Source organism: Streptomyces sp. MP131-18, from assembly GCF_001984575.1.
In the GTDB taxonomy this organism is placed as follows: Bacteria; Actinomycetota; Actinomycetes; order Streptomycetales; family Streptomycetaceae; genus Streptomyces; species Streptomyces johnsoniae.
Genome location: NZ_LZNS01000001.1, coordinates 104,265 through 119,293 on the forward strand (window position 1 = coordinate 104,265; position 15,029 = coordinate 119,293).

Here is a 15,029-nt window from a genome sequence, read left to right on the forward strand (position 1 = left end):
GCCGGTGAGCCCCCTGTCCGTCCTTCGGCACGGCACCGGCATGCGGCTCCATCGGCCGGGGCCCTGTCCGGCGCCTCGGGCCGGCGGCCTCGTCCGCGGAGCGCTGGTCCGGCTGAACGATCGACCGCGCCAGGTCCTCGATCACGCCACACGCCACCCGGCCGGACCGGTACCGGCAGCGGCAGCGGCAGCGGCAGCGGCAGCGGCAGCGGCAGCGGCTCCTGTCCGCCGCCATTGTTACCATGGTCGGCATGGCACGAGGTATCTGGTCGCAGAAGGTCCGTTCCGCCCGCTGACGGCGGCGCCTTCTCCCTGTTTGAATCTGCGCTCGCCGTCCCGGTCATGTCCGGGCGGCCGTTTTCTGCTGCCCGGCTCCACTGCGAGCTGCGGAGCACCGTTGACCCTCTCCCCAACCCCCGAAGCCATGTCTCTGCCCGCCGAGGCGGGCGGCAGTGCACACGTCCGCGCCGAGGGCGTCACCCTCACGCGCGGGTCCCGGCGCGTCCTGAACGACGTCTCGGTCACCGTATCCGCCCGGTCCCGGGTCGCCGTCGTCGGCGAGAACGGCCGTGGCAAGACGACGCTGCTGCACGTCCTCGCCGGACTGAACACGCCCGACGCGGGCACCGTGCACCGGGCCGGCACCATCGGCCTGGCCCGCCAGGAGCTGTCCGCGCGCGACGGTGAGACCGTCGGCACCTTGACCTCCGAGGCGCTGGCCGCGTCGCTCGCGGCCCTCGGTGCGCTGGACGAGGCGGCCCTGGCCATGGCCGAGGGCGATCCGGCTGCCGACGACCGCTACGCCGCCGCGCTCGACGCCGCCACCCGGCTCGACGCGTGGGACGCCGAACGCCGCGTCGACGTCGCCCTCGAGGCCCTCGGTGCGTGCACCGAGCGCGGCCGTCCCTTGTCGACGCTGTCGGTCGGGCAGCGGTACCGGGTCCGGCTGGCGTGCCTGCTCGGCGCGCGGCACGACGTTCTGCTGCTCGACGAGCCGACCAACCACCTCGACGCCGGCGGGCTGGACTTCCTGACCCGCACGCTGCGCGAGCACGACGGCGGCCTCGCCGTCGTCAGCCACGACCGGGCGCTGCTGCGCGATGTCGCGGACCGGTTCCTCGACCTCGACCCGACCCGCGACGGGAAGCCGCGCCTGTACGCCGGCGGCTACGACGCATGGCAGGACGCCCGGCGTCGTGAGCGTGAGCGCTGGGAGCACGACCACGACGAGCAGCAGGCCGAGCACCGGCGACTCCAGGACGCGGTGTCGAAGGCCCGCGACCGGCTCTCCACCGGGTGGCGGCCGGACAAGGGGACCGGCAAGCACCAGCGCCAGTCCCGCGCGCCGGGCGTCGTGCAGGCCCTGAGCCGGCAGCAGGAGGCCCTGGACGCGCACCGGGTCGACGTGCCGGCGCCGCCGCCGACGTTGCGGTGGCCGGATCTGGCTGTGCGGCCGGGGGCGGCGCAGTTGCGGGCCCACGGCGTCGCCGTGGACGGGCGGCTGGCCGGTCCGGTCGACCTCACCCTCGACGGCGGCGACCGGCTGCTCGTCACCGGACCGAACGGCGCCGGGAAGTCGACGCTGCTCGCGGTGCTGGCCGGTTCGCTCCAGCCCACGGACGGGTACGTCCGGACGGCGAAGGGGGCACGGGTCGTCCGGGTCACCCAGGAGACCGCCGAGCAGGACCCCGCGCTCACCGCCCACGAGGTGCACGCCCGCCACGTGGGACGGCTGGTGGCGCGCGGGGCGCTGCGCGATGCCGACGCCGTTCCGCTCGGGGCGGTCGGGCTGCTGGACTCCGACGCGATGCGCACACCGGTCGGGCGGATGTCGCAGGGGCAGCAGCGGCGCCTCGACCTGGCGCTGGCGCTGGCCGGGCGGCCCGGGCTGATCCTGCTCGACGAGCCGACGAACCACCTGTCGTCGATCCTGGTCGACGAGCTGACCGACGCGATCCGCGTCACGAGCGCCGCCGTCGTCGTCGCGACGCACGACCGGCAGCTGCTGCAGGACCTCGCGGAGTGGCCGCGGCTGGAGGTGCGCACGCGAGAATCTCGATCGGCCCCGCGGTAAGCCGCGGCAGCGGCGGCGGTTCCCCGGCCGGTTCTGGACCCTTGCCTATGCGGTAGTGGCGCCCGGTCCCAACTCGGACGGGGCATCCGGTCGCCGCTGCGACGCGGCCGGCTGTCCGGCATCACTTCCTCGGCCACCGCACCCTCATCCGCGCGACCGGGCGCGGCTTCAAGGCCGACCGGACGATCACGCCTTCTCCTGCGGGCCTGTCCGGCCCGCAGGAGACCGGGACCCGGCTTGGACCGCGTGCCCGCGCGTGCCCGTCGTCGTGCTGCTCCTGCCGCCCCTTGCGCCGATGTGCTCCGCCACCCGGTGCGTCTTCCGCGACGACCCCCTAGATCGGTGCACGACCCGGCCGTGGCGAGCGCCTCGACGAGACTCCTGGTCCCGGCCAGCAGGGCAAGTCCGATGGGGACATTGACGAAGAAGACCCCCGCCAGCTGAGGACGTCGGTCAGTATGCCGCCGAGCGGCAGGCCGACGGCGGAGCCGATCCCCGCCATGGCCGCGTACACGCCCATCGCCCTGTTACGCGGCTTGCCCTCCGGGAAGGTCGTGGTGATCAGCGCCAGGGCGCTGGGAGCGGCCAGCGCGGCCCGACGCCCTGCAGCACGCGCGCGCCGATCGGCAGCGCATCGTTCGGGGCCAGCCCGCCCAGGAGCGAGGCGAGCGTGAACACCGCGATGCCGGCCTGGAACATCCGACGCCGCCCGAACAGATCCCCGGCCTGCCCGCCGAGCAGCAGCCCGCCGAAGGCCAGGGCGCAGGAGTTGACGATCCACGCCAGATTCGCGCCGGAGATGCCCATGTCGGTCTGGGATGCCGGGGAGGGCGATGTTCGTGATCGTGCCGTCCCGGCGGTCATAGGTGAACCCCAAGAAGCGAGTCGAACATGCCCCGGAGGTGAAAATGGGAATACAGAAGGAAATGCAAGGGGAAACCGTTTTCCGCTCCGGGGTGGGGGCGCCGGAAAAGGGAAACTCGCGTACGCCGGAAGCCCGGTGCACCGAAACGGCTGCCTGGACCGGGCGCTGATGACCCTAGCCCGACGCGGCGGGATGGCGAGGAACGGGTACTCCCCGTGTGATCATTCAGCACTTGACTGCGCCGACGGACTCGTGGCTCACGAATTCCGGGGAGCCCCTTCTCCCACAGAGGGCTCTGCCGTGCCGGGTCGAGAGCGCACACCGGACGGAAAAGGCAAATTGAATCCCCGGCCACTTCTCGGGCTGCTGCTCACCATTCAAGGGAATCGTCAAAACCTGAGGGAATCGGTGCCCAGCGGACGCGGGGCACCGATGCGCCGCTGGCCGCTTCGGGCCGGGCCGGACCGTCCTCCTGCCCCTGCGGCGCCTCACCTCGGATCGCGGGCGGCCAGCGGGTCCCCACCGGGGGTGGCCGAGCGGCGGCCGGACGCCGGCCAGGACCGGTCCGGGAGCCACATCACGAACGTGCTCCCTTCGCCGACGGCCGAATAGAGGGCAACTTGCCCGTCGTGGCCCTCCGCGATCTGCCGCACGATCGCCAGCCCCAGGCCGCTGTGCCCGGCGGCTCCCCCTCCCGAGCCACTGAAGAACCGGTCGAAGACCCGTTCCCGGTCCGACGCGGGGATTCCCGGGCCTTCGTCACGCACGGCCGCCCAGGCCCAGCCGTCCTCGCTCCCGTACCCGATGGTCAGCGTGCTGCCCACCGGTGCCAGGCGGACGGCGTTGGACAGCAGATTCCCCAGCGCCCGTGACAGCGCCTGCGGGTCGCCCGAGACCACGGGTCCCGGTCCCCCGGGGCCCGGAGCCGGCAGCCGTTTCAGCCGCAGCCCGCGCTCTCCGGCGGCCGAGGCGTACTCCTCGGCCACGCCGTCGGCCAGCACCGCAAGGTCGATCTCGGCGTCGACGAACGCCGGCGAGTTCCGCCGCGAGGAGGCGAGCAGGTCCTCGATGAGCCGTGTCATCAGCGCCGTTGCACGCACCACCGCCGCGCTCGCCCTGGCCCGCTCGTCCGGGCTGACGTCGTCGGGGGCCAGCACCGCTTCCACCGTCGTCCTGATCACCGCGAGGGGATTCAGCAGTTCGTGGGAGGCGTCCCCGACGACCTGTCGCTGCGCCGCGAAAGCTTCCTCCAGCCTGCCCAGCATCGAATCCAGGGTTTCGGCGAGCGTGCGCAGTTCGTCGCGCGGGCCGTCGAGCGCGATGCGACGGGAGAGGTCGGTCGCCGAGATGTCCCGGGCGGTAGAGGTGATTTCGCGGACCGGACGCAGCGCCCTGCCCGACAGCCACCAGCCGGTCACCAGGCTCGCCAGGAACAGCACGCCGATGGCCTGGAGGGACAGCGAACGCAGCAGGCGGAGGGTCTTGTGGTACGACGCCTTCTCGACGCTTTCGAAGTCGGCGGCCCGGAAGGAGGCTCCCTCCTCGATCACCCACCCTGTCTGGTCGTACGAGAGGTCCGGCACTTCGATCGGGTCGAGCGGCTGGGCGTCCAGCGTCGCGCTCAGTGCCAGGTAGACCGTGAGCACCACCAGTGCCGCCAGTCCGAAGAGCACCGCGGAGTACGTGACGGTCAGGCGAAAACGAATGGTCTGTGCCCACCCCGGCACCGGTCGGCCGCCTCCGCTCACGGCCGGTCCTTCAGCCGGTAGCCGCGCCCGATGACGGTCTCGATCAGCGGGCGCGATCCGGCCGACGTGATCTTCCGGCGCAGAGTCCCGACGGTGACCCGCACGGACTCGGTGAACGGATCGGCGTTCTCGTCCCACACGTGTTCCAGCAGTTCCTCCGCCGGGACCACATGGCCCGGCCGGCACATCAGGTAACGCAGCACGCCGAACTCCTTGAGCGTCAGCGCCACTTCCTCTCCGTCCCGCGTCACCCGGTGCCGTGCGCTGTCCAGAACGAGCCCGCCCACCGTGAGGACCGCCGAGCCGCCGCCCGCGTCACGGCGCAGCAGGGCCCGCACGCGGGCGAGCAGTTCGGGCAGGGCGAACGGCTTGGTGAGATAGTCGTCGGCCCCCAGGTCGAGGCCACGTACCCGGTCGGCCAGGCCGGTGCGGGCCGTGAGCATGAGGATTCGCAGGGCGGGCCCCGCGGCGCACAGGAGTTCACCGCGCCGCACCGCGCCGCACAGCGACAGCCCGTCGGCGTCGGGCAGCGCAATATCCAGGATCATCACGTCGTACGCCGTCACGGCCAGTTTCTCCTCGGCCGCGGCGCCGGTGAACGCCGTGTCGACCGCGTATCCCGCCCTGACCAGACCGCTGCGCAGGGCGTTCACAAGATCTTCTTGGTCCTCGACCACCAGTACACGCATCGCACAACGCTAGCCACGGGCCCGGTGCGCGCTCACGGGCGGGGCGCGATCTCCAGCAGATCGCCCCAGCCGTCCTGCTCCATCACCATTCTGGAGATCTCCTGGGCCCCCTCGTTGATGTCCGCGAGGAACTCCATGCCCGGACCGACCAGCCGGAGCGGCCGCTGCCCGTGCGGGGTGCGGACGACCGAGGCGACGGCATCGGCGATTTCCTGCGGGTTCGTCGAAGCGCCGCCCGGCTCCAGGTGGAACTCCGGCCGCTCGGCCAGCTCGCCGTACTGCCGCCGGCGGTGCGCGTCCTGGCGGGAGAGTCCTTGCAGATACTCCCGGTAGTAACGCCGCCCGTTCGGCTCCAGGAACTCAGTGACATACCCGCCGGGTTCGACGACGACCACCTCGACGCCGAACGGCGCCAGCTCGTACCTGAGGGACTCGGTCACCCCTTCGAGCGCCCACTTGGCGCCGACGTAGGGGCCCATGAAGGGCAGGACGAACCGGCCGAGCGCGGTCGACATCTGGATGACAAGACCCTCGCCGTGCTCGCGCATGGCCGGCAGGACCGCCCGGTTCATGCGCAGATGGCCGAACAGATTCGTGTCGAAGGACTTCTTCAGGTCCTCGATGGTCAGCGTCTCCAACACGGCCGGGCTGAAGACCCCGGCATTATTGAACAGCACGTCGATACGGCGCGCACGCCGCTGGACGAATTCCACCCCCCGCTCCACGGACCGCTCGTCCGTGATGTCGATGTCGACCACCTCGATCGCCAGGTCCTCGTCCCGCGCAAGCGACAGCAACTCGCGTGCAACACCCGCGTTGGCGGTGCGGGTGTTGCGCATCGAGGCGAACACCCGGTGCCCCGAGCGCGCCAGCGTCATCGCCGTGAGGTACCCGAAGCCGCTGCTGCACCCGGTGATCAGCACCGTCCTGGGGTCGGGGCGCCGCCCGGCCGCGGACGAGGCGCGCTCCGCCGCCGCGGCCTCACCGACCGGCATGGCCGCCGCCCCGGCGACCACACCGAGACCGACGGCCGCGCCGACCACGGACCGCCGGCTCATTCCGTTCACAGACATCTGACTCCCCATTCGCACACTCGACGTCCGGACATCGGTCACGCTAGGCACCGGGAGCGAAAATCGAGCGAAGCCGCGAGCGGGCCTCCGCGGCGCCCCGGGCCGTCCGTTCTCGGCGTACCGGGGGCCAGGGGCCGGGGCCTATGCCAGATAGCCGCCGTCGATCGTCAGCGTGGTGCCGGTGATGAACGACGCGGCCGGAGTGGCCAGGAAGGTGACGCCCGCGGCGATCTCCTCGGGGCGGCCGTAGCGGCCCATCGCGTTGGCCGTCCGCTGGACGTCGGCCTCCGCGCCGTCCGCCGGGTTCATGTCGGTGTCCACCGCGCCCGGCTCGACGACGTTGACCGTGATGCCGCGCGGCGCCAGGTCGCGGGCCGCGCCCCGGCTGTACCCGGCCACCGCCGCCTTGGTCGCCGCGTACTCCGCCACGGCCGTGAATCCGGCGCGGGAGCCGAGGGTCGAGCCGACCGTGATGATCCTGCCGCCCTCGCCCAGTACCCGGCTCGCGGTCCTGACGGCGGCGAGTACACCGCCGAGGTTGACCGCGAGCTGCCGGTCGAACGCTGCGCGTTCGCCGGCGTCGACCGGGCCGCGGACCGAAACGCCGGCGTTGTTCACCAGTATGTCCAGGCGGCCGAACTCCGCCGCCACCGTTTCGACGAGGCTCTCGACCGCCCGCTCGTCGCTCTGGTCGGCCCGGTGCGCCGTCGCGCGCACCCCCCGGCGCGCGAGGGCGCCCACGACCTCCTCCGCCTGCTCGCGCGAGGACGCGTAGCTGATCGCCACGTCCGCACCCTCGTCCGCGAGCGCCAGGGCGATCGCCGCGCCGATGCCGCGCGAGCCGCCGGTGACCAGGGCCGTTCGCCCCGCCAGTACCGTTCCCATGGTTGTTCCCTCCTACTTCTGTACCGCTTGGTACTCAACTCGAAAGGGTACTATACCTATCAGTATGAAATTCAGGGAATCAGGGAAGGTGACCCATGGCGGTGGGACGGCCGCGTGCCTTTGACGTCGAAGAGCGGCTCGACCGGGCCCTCGACGTGTTCTGGCGTCAGGGCTACGAGGGCACGGCACTCTCCGACCTCACCGAGGCCATGGGGATCAACCGGCCCAGCCTCTACGCCGCCTACGGCAACAAGGAGGCCCTCTTCGGCCGGGTCCTCGACCGCTACCAGGACGGGCCCGCCCGCCATCTGCGCACCGCGCTGGAGGAGCCCACGGCCCGCGCGGCGGCCGAGCATCTGCTGCGCGGCTCCGTCGCGGTCGTCACCTCCGCCCGCAACCCCGGGGGCGGCTGCCTGCTCGTGCAGGGCGCGCTGGCCACCGGAGAGCAGGGCGAAGCCGCGCGGGCCCGGCTCGCCGACGGCCGCCGCGCCGCGGAGACGGCGCTCCGCCGCCGTTTCGAACGGGCGCAGGACGAAGGGGACCTGGCGCCGGACGAGGACGCCGCCGACCTGGCCCGTTACATCGCCTCCGTCTCCTTCGGCCTGTCGGTGCACGCCTCGGACGGCACCGGTGCCGAGGCGCTGCACCGGGTGGTCGACCGGGCACTGGCGGCCTGGCCCGGATAGCACGACGGCGCGACCCGGCGGACGGGGCGCGGCCCGGCGGGCGCGGGCCCGGGCCGGGGCTCAGGTGGCGGCGGCGCCGCGGGGGGTGAGTCCGGCGAGGCGGGCCAGCCTGCGGTACGAGTCGAGCCGGTCGGTTTCGTCGTGGGCGGCGAGGGTCAGCATCAGCTCGTCCGCATCCGTGCGGTCCACGAGTCGGCCGAGGGTCCGCGTCATCTCCTCCTCCGTACCGGACAGCTGTCCGGCACGGGCCTGGGCGAAGTAGCGGCGCTCCCGCTCGGTCAGCTCCCTGCCCAGGACCTCCCCCGGCGGGTCGAGGGGCGGGAAGACGCCGCGGGTGCGGGACCACACCGTCGCCCACGCCTCGGGCACCTGAAGCAGCTCGGCCGCTTCGCGGGTCGCGGCGACCGCCGCGTTCACGGCGACGATCACATACGGCCGGTCGCCGTGCCGGGACGGGGCGAAGTCCGCACGGTAACGGTCGAGAGCGGCGCGCATCCGTTCCTCGTCGCTCAAGTGGGCCATGACCAAGGGCAGTCCGTGTGCGGCGGCGATGCCCGCGCCCTCCCCCACGGCCAGGACGTAGGCCGGCACCCGCAGCCCCTCGGCGGGGACGGCATGTACCGGCCCGCCGGGCTCGAACCAGCCGAGCAGCTCGGACAGTTGCTCGTCGAACCGGTCGGCGGCGTCCTTGTCGGCGCCGAGGGCCCGCCGCACCGGGTCGATGAATCCGACCGAGCGGCCGAGGCCCATGTCGACGCGGCCGGGGAAGAGGGACTCCAGGACGCCGAACTGCTCGGCCACCACCAGCGGGCGGTGGTTCGGCAGCATGACGCCCCCGGTGCCCACCCGGATGCGCTCGGTCACGGAGGCCACGGCGGCGGCCAGTACGGTCGGCGCGGACCCGGCCACGCCGGGCACGCCGTGGTGCTCGGCCACCCAGAACCTGAAGTAGCCGAGCTCCTCGACCTGGCGCGCGAAGCGCACGGTGTCCCGCAGCGCCTCGGCGGGCTGCTGTCCCGAGCGGATCAGCGCGCGGTCCAGAACCGACCAGCGCACCGATCGCAGTCGTGCCGTTGAGTCCACACCGGTGTCAACAGCGCGGCGCGCCGAAGATTCCCGCGCCGGGCTCACGTGCCGGGCTCACGCGCCCGGCTCACGTGCCGCCCGGGAGGCGGGCGTCGTGGGCCAGCAGGGCGATCTGCACGCGGTTGTTGAGGCCCAGCTTGGCCAGGATGCGCGAGACGTGGGTCTTGACCGTCGGCAGGCTCATGTACAACTCGGCGGCGATCTCGGCGTTCGACTTGCCCTCCCCGATCGCGACGGCGACCTCCCGTTCGCGCTCGCCGAGTGCGTCCAGGCTGCGGCGGGCGCGCCTGGCATCGCGGGACGAGCCGGTGACGTGGGCGATGAGCCGCTCGGTGACCGCCGGGGAGAGCACCGGATCGCCCGCGGCCACGCGTCGCACCGCGTCGACGATCTCGCCGGGCGGGGTGTCCTTGAGCACGAAGCCCGCCGCCCCGGCACGCAGCGCGCGCAGCACGTGCTCGTCCGCGTTGAACGTCGTGAGCATCACGATCTCGGGCGGCTCGGCGAGGCCGCGCAGCCGTTCGGTCGCGGCCAGGCCGTCGATGCCGGGCATCCGGATGTCCATGAGGACGACATCGGGTCTCAGCCGTTCGACCAGCTCCTGCACCTCGGCGCCGTCCGCCGCCTCGCCCGCGACCTCGATGTCCTCGGCGGCGCCCAGCATCAGCCGCAGGCCCGAACGGACCAGGGGATCGTCGTCGACCAGGAGCACACGGATGGTCATGCAGGTCACGGTAGCGGGGCGGGGCGGAACCCGCGGCCCGGGTCCCGCGGTGGCGCCGGGGGGCGGCGCGTCACGCCGTGGCGGGAACGGCGGGGAAGTCGAGCACGCGGTCGCACCAGCGGCGCAGCAGCACCCGGTCGTGGCCGACCGCGAGGAGCGCGGCGCCGTTCTCACGTCGGTAGTCCTCGACGACCGCGACGAGGGCCGCGGTGGTGGAGGCGTCGAGCATGGCGGTCATCTCGTCGCAGATCAGCAGCGAGGGACGCAGCAGCAGGGCGCGCGCCAGGCAGGCGCGCTGGAGCTGGCCGTCGCTCACCTCGTGCGGGCGGCGGCCGAGCAGCTCGGGCCCGAGCCCGACCTCCGTGGCCAGCGCGGCGGCCCGCTCGGCCAGCTCCTGGCCGCGGCCGGTGGCGCGGGCCGGCTCGGCGATCAGGTCGCGCAGGGCGAGCCGGGGGTCGGCGGCGAGGCGGGGCTGCTGGAAGACGACGCCGATGCGGGTGCGCTGGGCGCGCGGGGCGCGATAGCGGAAGCCGCGGACGGGCTCGCCGGCGAGGCGAACGGTGCCGGCGAAGGGGCGGTGCAGCAGGGCCGCCACCTTGGCCAGGGTGGACTTGCCGCAGCCGCTGGGGCCGAGCAGCCCGACCGCCTCGCCGTCCGCGACGGTGAGGCTCAGCTCGCGGACGACGGGCTCGCCGCGGACATAACCGGCGGTGATGTGCTCCAGCTCAAGCATCGACGGCCTCCGACGCGTGGTGGCAGGCGACCCCGCCGGTGAGGGCGGGCAGGGTGGTGCAGATGTCGGTGGCGCGGTCGCAGCGGGCGGCGAACGCGCAGCCCTCGGGGAGGGCGTCCAGCTCGGGCGGCAGCCCCGGGATCGGCGCGAAGGCGCGTTCGGGAAGGGCGTCGAGCAGGCCGCGGGCGTAGGGGTGGCGGGGCCCCGCGGCGCCGAAGAAGTCGGCAGCGGTGGCGACTTCGACGATACGGCCGGCGTACATGACGGCGACGCGGTCGGCCATGCGCGCCGCGGCAGCCAGGTCGTGGGTGATGACGAGCAGGCCGTGACCCTCGTCGGTGTGCCGGCGCAACTCGTCGACGGTGCGGTCGACGAGGTCCCGGTCGAGGCCGGTGGTCGGTTCGTCGGCGATCAGCAGCGGGGCATCCGCGACGAGGGCGAGGGCGGTGGCGGCCCGCTGGGCGAGGCCGCCGGAGAGCTGATGCGGGTAGCGGTCGAGGTGGTCGGCGGGGAACGCGGCGCGGGCGGCAGCGGCCTCCGCGGCGGCCCGCAGGGCGCCGCGGCGGGTGTCGCGCAGCTCGCGGACGGTCTCCTCCAGTTGCGAGCGGACCGTCCGCACCGGGGTGAGATGGGCGGCCGGGCTCTGCGGTATCAGCCCGGCGCGCCGGCCGCGCACCGTGCGCGCGAGGGTCGTCTCCTCCGCGCCGAGCAGGTCGATGCGGTCGTCCGGCCCGAGCAGGGCGGTGCCGCGGGTGCGGGCGTTGCCGGGCAGCAGGCCGAGCAGCGCCGAGGCCAGGACCGATTTGCCGCAGCCGCTCTCCCCCACCAGGGCGAGGCATTCGCCGGCGGCCAACTCGAAGGAGACCCCGTTGACGGCGGCGACGTGGCGACCGCCGGGCATGAGGAAGCGCACGGACAGCTCGTGGACGGCCAGCAGCGGCGGGCGGGCGGCGGATGCGTCGTTCACAGGACCAGCTCCGATCGGCGGCGCGGGTTGATCCGTTCCCTCCAGGCACCGGCGAGCCCGGCGATGGCGAGGGTGGGGATGACGATGAACAGGCCGGGGAAGAGCGTCGGCCACCACTCCCCGGTCACCAGCGAACCGCGGGCACCGTTGATCATGGTGCCGAGGCTGGCCTCGTGCGCGGGGATTCCGAGGCCGAGGAACGACAGCGCGGACTCGTGCCAGATGGCGTGCGGCACCATCAGCACGGCCGCGAGTCCCGCCTGGGGAAGCACCGCGGGCACCAGGTGGCGGGCGGCGACCCGCAGCCGCGAGGCGCCGCCGGAGATCGCGGCGTCGACGAACGGGCGGGCGCGCAGCGACAGCACCTCGGCGCGCACGATGCGCGCGGTGGACACCCAGTGGGTGAGTCCGACGGAGGCGACGACGGGCCAGACCCCCGGCCGGAACATGGCCACGATGAAGATGCCCATCAGCAGGTGCGGGACAGCGGTGAACGTGTCCACCAGGCGCATCACGACCCGGTCGGTCCTGCCGCCGAGGGCCCCGGCGGCACACCCGACCGCGAGGCCGATGCCGCTGGCCACGAGCGCGGCGACGAGTCCCACGAGCAGGGAGACGCGCAGGCCGTAGACGCTGCGCAGCAGCACGTCGCGGCCGACCTCGTCGGTGCCGAAGAGGTGGTCGGCACCGGGCGCCGACAGTTTGGCGGTGAGGTCGACGGCCTGCTGGTCGAGGGGGAAGAGGGGCGGCACGAGCAGCACGGCGAGCGCGGCGGCCGAGACCAGGACGGCCGAGACGACGACGCGTGCGGTGCGAGTGCCGCGGCGGGTGGTGCCGGGGGCGTGCCAGGGCTGTTCGGCGGCTGAAGCGGTCATGGGTTCACATCTCGTCGTGGTCGACGCGGGGATCGGCCAGTCCGTACAGCAGGTCGGCGAGCAGGTTGCCGGCGAGCACCGCGAGCGCGGAGAGCACGGTCAGGGCCGCGAGCAGCGGGAAGTCGGTGGCGGTGGCGGCCCTGACGGTGGCGGAGGCGATGCCGGGCCAGCTGAAGACGGTCTCGATCAGCAGTGCGCCGGTGATCAGCTCGGGTATGCGGGTGCCGATCAGGGTCAGAACGGGCAGCAGCCCGGAGCGCAGGGCGTGCCCGACGAGCACGGTGCGTTCGCTCAGACCGCGGGCGCGGGCGCCGCGCACGGGGTCCTCGTGGAGGGCGTCGCCGACGCCCTGGCGCACGTACAGCACGAACCAGGGCAGCTGGGAGACGGCGAGCACGCCCGCGGGCAGGACGAGATGGCTCAGCAGGGCGCCGGGGGTGACGACGTCGGAGCCGGCGTCGGTGAGGCCGCCGGCCGGGAGGACGTCGAGGCGCAGGGCGAAGAGCCAGATCGCCAGGAGGGCGAGCCAGAACGGCGGGGCCGCCTGGAGGGTGTAGCTGAGGGAGGTGACGACGCGGTCGAAGGTGCTGCCGGGGCGCCGTGCGGCGAAGACGCCGAGGGTGGTGCCCAGCAGCACGGCGATGACGAACGCGACGGCGCACAGCAGCGCGGACCAGCCGAGCCGTTCCGCGATGACCTGGTCGACGGGCTGCCGCAGGGCGAGGGACTGGCCGAGGTCGCCGGTGACGGCGGAGCGCAGCCAGGCCCACCACTGTTCGACGAACGTGCCGCCGGCCTCCAGGTTCTCCCGCAGGGCGTCCAGCGTCTCCTGGGAGGCGCCCACGCCGCCGTCGCCGATGTAGCGGCGCACCGGGTCGAACGGCGAGGCGGCGGCCACCGCGAACATGCCGAGAGTCACCAGGGCCAGCACCGGGACGGCGGCCAGCAGCCGCCGTCCCGCGAGCCTGGCCATGGCGGCCCAGGGAAGGGTGGTCACGAACGGACCGTCCAGTCCTCGACGTTCCACCAGGGGCCGTGGCCGAGGCCGTGGTCGTGCGGCTCGACCTGGGTGGAGACGCCGTCCCAGTGGTCGGCCATCACGTAGACGTGGTCGATGTGGGTGAGGAAGGTGTAGCCGGGGTTGTCGGCGAGTTCGCGCTGCACCGCCTCGTAGGCGGCGGCCCGCTCCTGCTCGTCGCCGCTGCGGCGGCCGATGTCCAACTGCTCGTCGACGGCCGGGTTGTCGTACTGGCCCATGTTGTTGTAGCCGTTGCCCGCCAGATCGGACTTGAGCAGCGTGTACAGGTCGAAGTCGGGGTCGGCGGGGCTGCCGCCACCGGCGAGCACGGCGTCCTCGGTGAGGCGTTCGTCGATGACCTCCCAGGAGCCGGATTCGACCGTGGCGTCGATGCCGATCTCCTTGGCGTCGGAGGCGTAGGCCAGTGCGTGCTCCTGCCGCAGCCGGTCGCCCGCCGGGTACCAGAGGGTGAACTCGGCGCGCTGGCCGTCCCGCACCCGGATGCCGTCCTCGCCCGGCTCCCAGCCGGCCTCGTCCAGCATGCGCCGCGCGGCGTCCGGGTCGTGGGCCCGTTCGGTGCCCTCGGCGAACCACGGGCTGCTGGCCGGCACCGGCCCGTGGGCGGCGTGCCCGGCGCCCTCCAGGATGCGCTCGACCATCAGCTCGCGGTCCACCGCGATGTCGAGGGCGCGGCGGATGTCGCGGTCGCCGGTGACGGGGTTGCCCGTGGGGAGGGTGACGGCCCGGAAGTCGGCGCTCTCCGCGTTCATGGTGACCAGGCCCTCGTCCTCGGCGAACGTGTCGGCCAGGTTGGGCGGCAGCACGGCGGCATCGAGGTCGCCGGACCGCAGCCGGGTGGCGCGCACGTCGTCGTCGGGGATGATCGCCATGGTGAGGCGTTTGACCTCGGGCTCGCCGCCCCAGTAGTCGGGGTTGGCCTCGAAGGTGATGCGCTCGCCGCGGCTCCATCCGGTCACGACGTAGGGCCCGGTGCCGACGGGCTCGGAGTTGTAGTCCCCGGTGTTCACGTCCTGCCCGCCGACCGCCTCGGCGGAGGCGATGGGCAGCACGGTGCGTTCGGCGAACGGCGCGTAGGGGTAGGCGAGGGTGAAGACGACGGTGTGGTCGCCGTCCGCTGCGACGCTGTCGAGGGCAGCCAGGTCGTCCTTGGCCGGATTGTTCGTGCCGTCGTCGAGGATGGTCTCGTAGGTGAAGACGACATCCTGCGCGGTGAACGGCTGCCCGTCGCTGAACTCGACGTCGTCGCGGAGTGTGTAGGTATAAGTGAGCCCGTCGTCGCTGACCTGCGGCAGGTCCGTGGCCAGGGCGGGCTGGAGCTCCAGGTTCTCGTCGTGGCGCAGCAGCCCGTCGAATATTTTGGAGTTGCCGTCCTTGCCGTAGCCCAGGAGCGGGCTGAGCGACTCCGGCTCGTTGGCTATGCCGATGACGAGCGCGTCGTGGCCGCCGCCCTCGTCGTCGCCGCCGTCGTCACCGGGGGCGGAACAGGCCGCGGCGGCCAGTACAGTTACCACCGCCGCCGCGGTCATCCCACTGCGTAGCGTCCGGGCCGTCATGAAGCACACCCCTGCCAGACCTTGTCGGTAAT

The 15,029-nt window shown here is 73.2% G+C and carries 15 protein-coding genes; 2 read left to right on the forward strand and 13 right to left on the reverse strand.

Annotation, left to right across the window (positions count from 1 at the left end; all coding sequences use genetic code 11):
• The first annotated feature begins 424 nt into the window (after positions 1-424).
• On the forward strand, positions 425-2,074 hold the full coding sequence (locus tag STBA_RS00460; RefSeq protein ID WP_253194471.1) for an ABC-F family ATP-binding cassette domain-containing protein: 1,650 nt from the start codon (positions 425-427) through the stop codon (positions 2,072-2,074).
• A gap of 334 nt (positions 2,075-2,408) precedes the next feature.
• Here the strand turns inward: STBA_RS00460 and STBA_RS38500 are convergent, their stop codons facing one another.
• The 6 genes from STBA_RS38500 to STBA_RS00485 all read right to left on the reverse strand — a co-directional run bounded on the left by STBA_RS38500 (position 2,409) and on the right by STBA_RS00485 (position 7,334).
• Complete coding sequence (locus tag STBA_RS38500; RefSeq protein WP_253195196.1) at positions 2,409-2,663, reverse strand: MFS transporter; 255 nt, start codon at positions 2,661-2,663, stop codon at positions 2,409-2,411.
• Positions 2,636-2,881: a hypothetical protein gene (locus tag STBA_RS38505; RefSeq protein WP_253195313.1), complete on the reverse strand. Its 246-nt coding sequence runs from the start codon at positions 2,879-2,881 to the stop codon at positions 2,636-2,638. The genes STBA_RS38500 and STBA_RS38505 overlap by 28 nt, the downstream gene beginning before the upstream one ends.
• 546 nt (positions 2,882-3,427) lie before the next feature.
• Positions 3,428-4,687: a HAMP domain-containing sensor histidine kinase gene (locus STBA_RS00470; protein WP_077057333.1), complete on the reverse strand. Its 1,260-nt coding sequence runs from the start codon at positions 4,685-4,687 to the stop codon at positions 3,428-3,430.
• Positions 4,684-5,376, reverse strand: coding sequence for a response regulator transcription factor (locus tag STBA_RS00475; protein ID WP_077057334.1), 693 nt, complete (start codon positions 5,374-5,376; stop codon positions 4,684-4,686). The genes STBA_RS00470 and STBA_RS00475 overlap by 4 nt, the downstream gene beginning before the upstream one ends.
• Before the next feature lie 32 nt (positions 5,377-5,408).
• Positions 5,409-6,449: an SDR family oxidoreductase gene (locus STBA_RS00480; RefSeq protein ID WP_143659376.1), complete on the reverse strand. Its 1,041-nt coding sequence runs from the start codon at positions 6,447-6,449 to the stop codon at positions 5,409-5,411.
• A gap of 141 nt (positions 6,450-6,590) precedes the next feature.
• Positions 6,591-7,334 (reverse strand): SDR family oxidoreductase, encoded by a 744-nt coding sequence (locus STBA_RS00485; RefSeq protein ID WP_077057335.1) that lies wholly within the window; start codon positions 7,332-7,334, stop codon positions 6,591-6,593.
• Between the two features lie 95 nt (positions 7,335-7,429).
• On the opposite strand from STBA_RS00485, the gene STBA_RS00490 reads away from it, so the two are divergent.
• Positions 7,430-8,020 (forward strand): TetR/AcrR family transcriptional regulator, encoded by a 591-nt coding sequence (locus STBA_RS00490; protein WP_077057336.1) that lies wholly within the window; start codon positions 7,430-7,432, stop codon positions 8,018-8,020.
• A 60-nt stretch (positions 8,021-8,080) separates the two neighbouring features.
• Here STBA_RS00490 and STBA_RS00495 read toward each other — a convergent pair whose 3' ends face one another.
• The 7 genes from STBA_RS00495 to STBA_RS00525 form a co-directional block, all read right to left on the reverse strand.
• Entirely contained in the window at positions 8,081-9,076 is a 996-nt protein-coding gene (locus STBA_RS00495) for an MsnO8 family LLM class oxidoreductase (protein WP_079251617.1), read from the reverse strand.
• 97 nt (positions 9,077-9,173) lie between these two features.
• Positions 9,174-9,830, reverse strand: coding sequence for a response regulator transcription factor (locus STBA_RS00500; RefSeq protein ID WP_077057338.1), 657 nt, complete (start codon positions 9,828-9,830; stop codon positions 9,174-9,176).
• A gap of 70 nt (positions 9,831-9,900) precedes the next feature.
• Positions 9,901-10,563 (reverse strand): ATP-binding cassette domain-containing protein, encoded by a 663-nt coding sequence (locus STBA_RS00505; protein ID WP_077057339.1) that lies wholly within the window; start codon positions 10,561-10,563, stop codon positions 9,901-9,903.
• Entirely contained in the window at positions 10,556-11,464 is a 909-nt protein-coding gene (locus tag STBA_RS00510) for an ABC transporter ATP-binding protein (protein ID WP_079252329.1), read from the reverse strand. The genes STBA_RS00505 and STBA_RS00510 overlap by 8 nt, the downstream gene beginning before the upstream one ends.
• 62 nt (positions 11,465-11,526) lie before the next feature.
• A complete protein-coding gene (locus STBA_RS00515; RefSeq protein WP_077057340.1) occupies positions 11,527-12,405 on the reverse strand; it encodes an ABC transporter permease in 879 nt (292 codons plus the stop codon).
• 4 nt (positions 12,406-12,409) lie between these two features.
• Positions 12,410-13,378, reverse strand: a complete 969-nt coding sequence (locus tag STBA_RS00520; protein WP_077063005.1) for an ABC transporter permease — start codon at positions 13,376-13,378, stop codon at positions 12,410-12,412.
• A 20-nt stretch (positions 13,379-13,398) separates the two neighbouring features.
• Entirely contained in the window at positions 13,399-14,997 is a 1,599-nt protein-coding gene (locus STBA_RS00525; RefSeq protein ID WP_077063006.1) for an ABC transporter substrate-binding protein, read from the reverse strand.
• Positions 14,998-15,029 lie beyond the last annotated feature (32 nt).

Coding starts and splice junctions, on each gene's coding strand:
- STBA_RS00460 (WP_253194471.1), top strand. CDS start 425: ATGTCTCTGCCCGCCGAGGCGGGCGGCAGTGCACACGTCCGCGCCGAG.
- STBA_RS38505 (WP_253195313.1), bottom strand. CDS start 2,881: ATGGGCATCTCCGGCGCGAATCTGGCGTGGATCGTCAACTCCTGCGCC.
- STBA_RS00475 (WP_077057334.1), bottom strand. CDS start 5,376: ATGCGTGTACTGGTGGTCGAGGACCAAGAAGATCTTGTGAACGCCCTG.
- STBA_RS00480 (WP_143659376.1), bottom strand. CDS start 6,449: ATGTCTGTGAACGGAATGAGCCGGCGGTCCGTGGTCGGCGCGGCCGTC.
- STBA_RS00485 (WP_077057335.1), bottom strand. CDS start 7,334: ATGGGAACGGTACTGGCGGGGCGAACGGCCCTGGTCACCGGCGGCTCG.
- STBA_RS00490 (WP_077057336.1), top strand. CDS start 7,430: ATGGCGGTGGGACGGCCGCGTGCCTTTGACGTCGAAGAGCGGCTCGAC.
- STBA_RS00500 (WP_077057338.1), bottom strand. CDS start 9,830: ATGACCATCCGTGTGCTCCTGGTCGACGACGATCCCCTGGTCCGTTCG.
- STBA_RS00505 (WP_077057339.1), bottom strand. CDS start 10,563: ATGCTTGAGCTGGAGCACATCACCGCCGGTTATGTCCGCGGCGAGCCC.
- STBA_RS00510 (WP_079252329.1), bottom strand. CDS start 11,464: ATGCCCGGCGGTCGCCACGTCGCCGCCGTCAACGGGGTCTCCTTCGAG.
- STBA_RS00515 (WP_077057340.1), bottom strand. CDS start 12,405: ATGACCGCTTCAGCCGCCGAACAGCCCTGGCACGCCCCCGGCACCACC.
- STBA_RS00520 (WP_077063005.1), bottom strand. CDS start 13,378: ATGGCCAGGCTCGCGGGACGGCGGCTGCTGGCCGCCGTCCCGGTGCTG.
- STBA_RS00525 (WP_077063006.1), bottom strand. CDS start 14,997: ATGACGGCCCGGACGCTACGCAGTGGGATGACCGCGGCGGCGGTGGTA.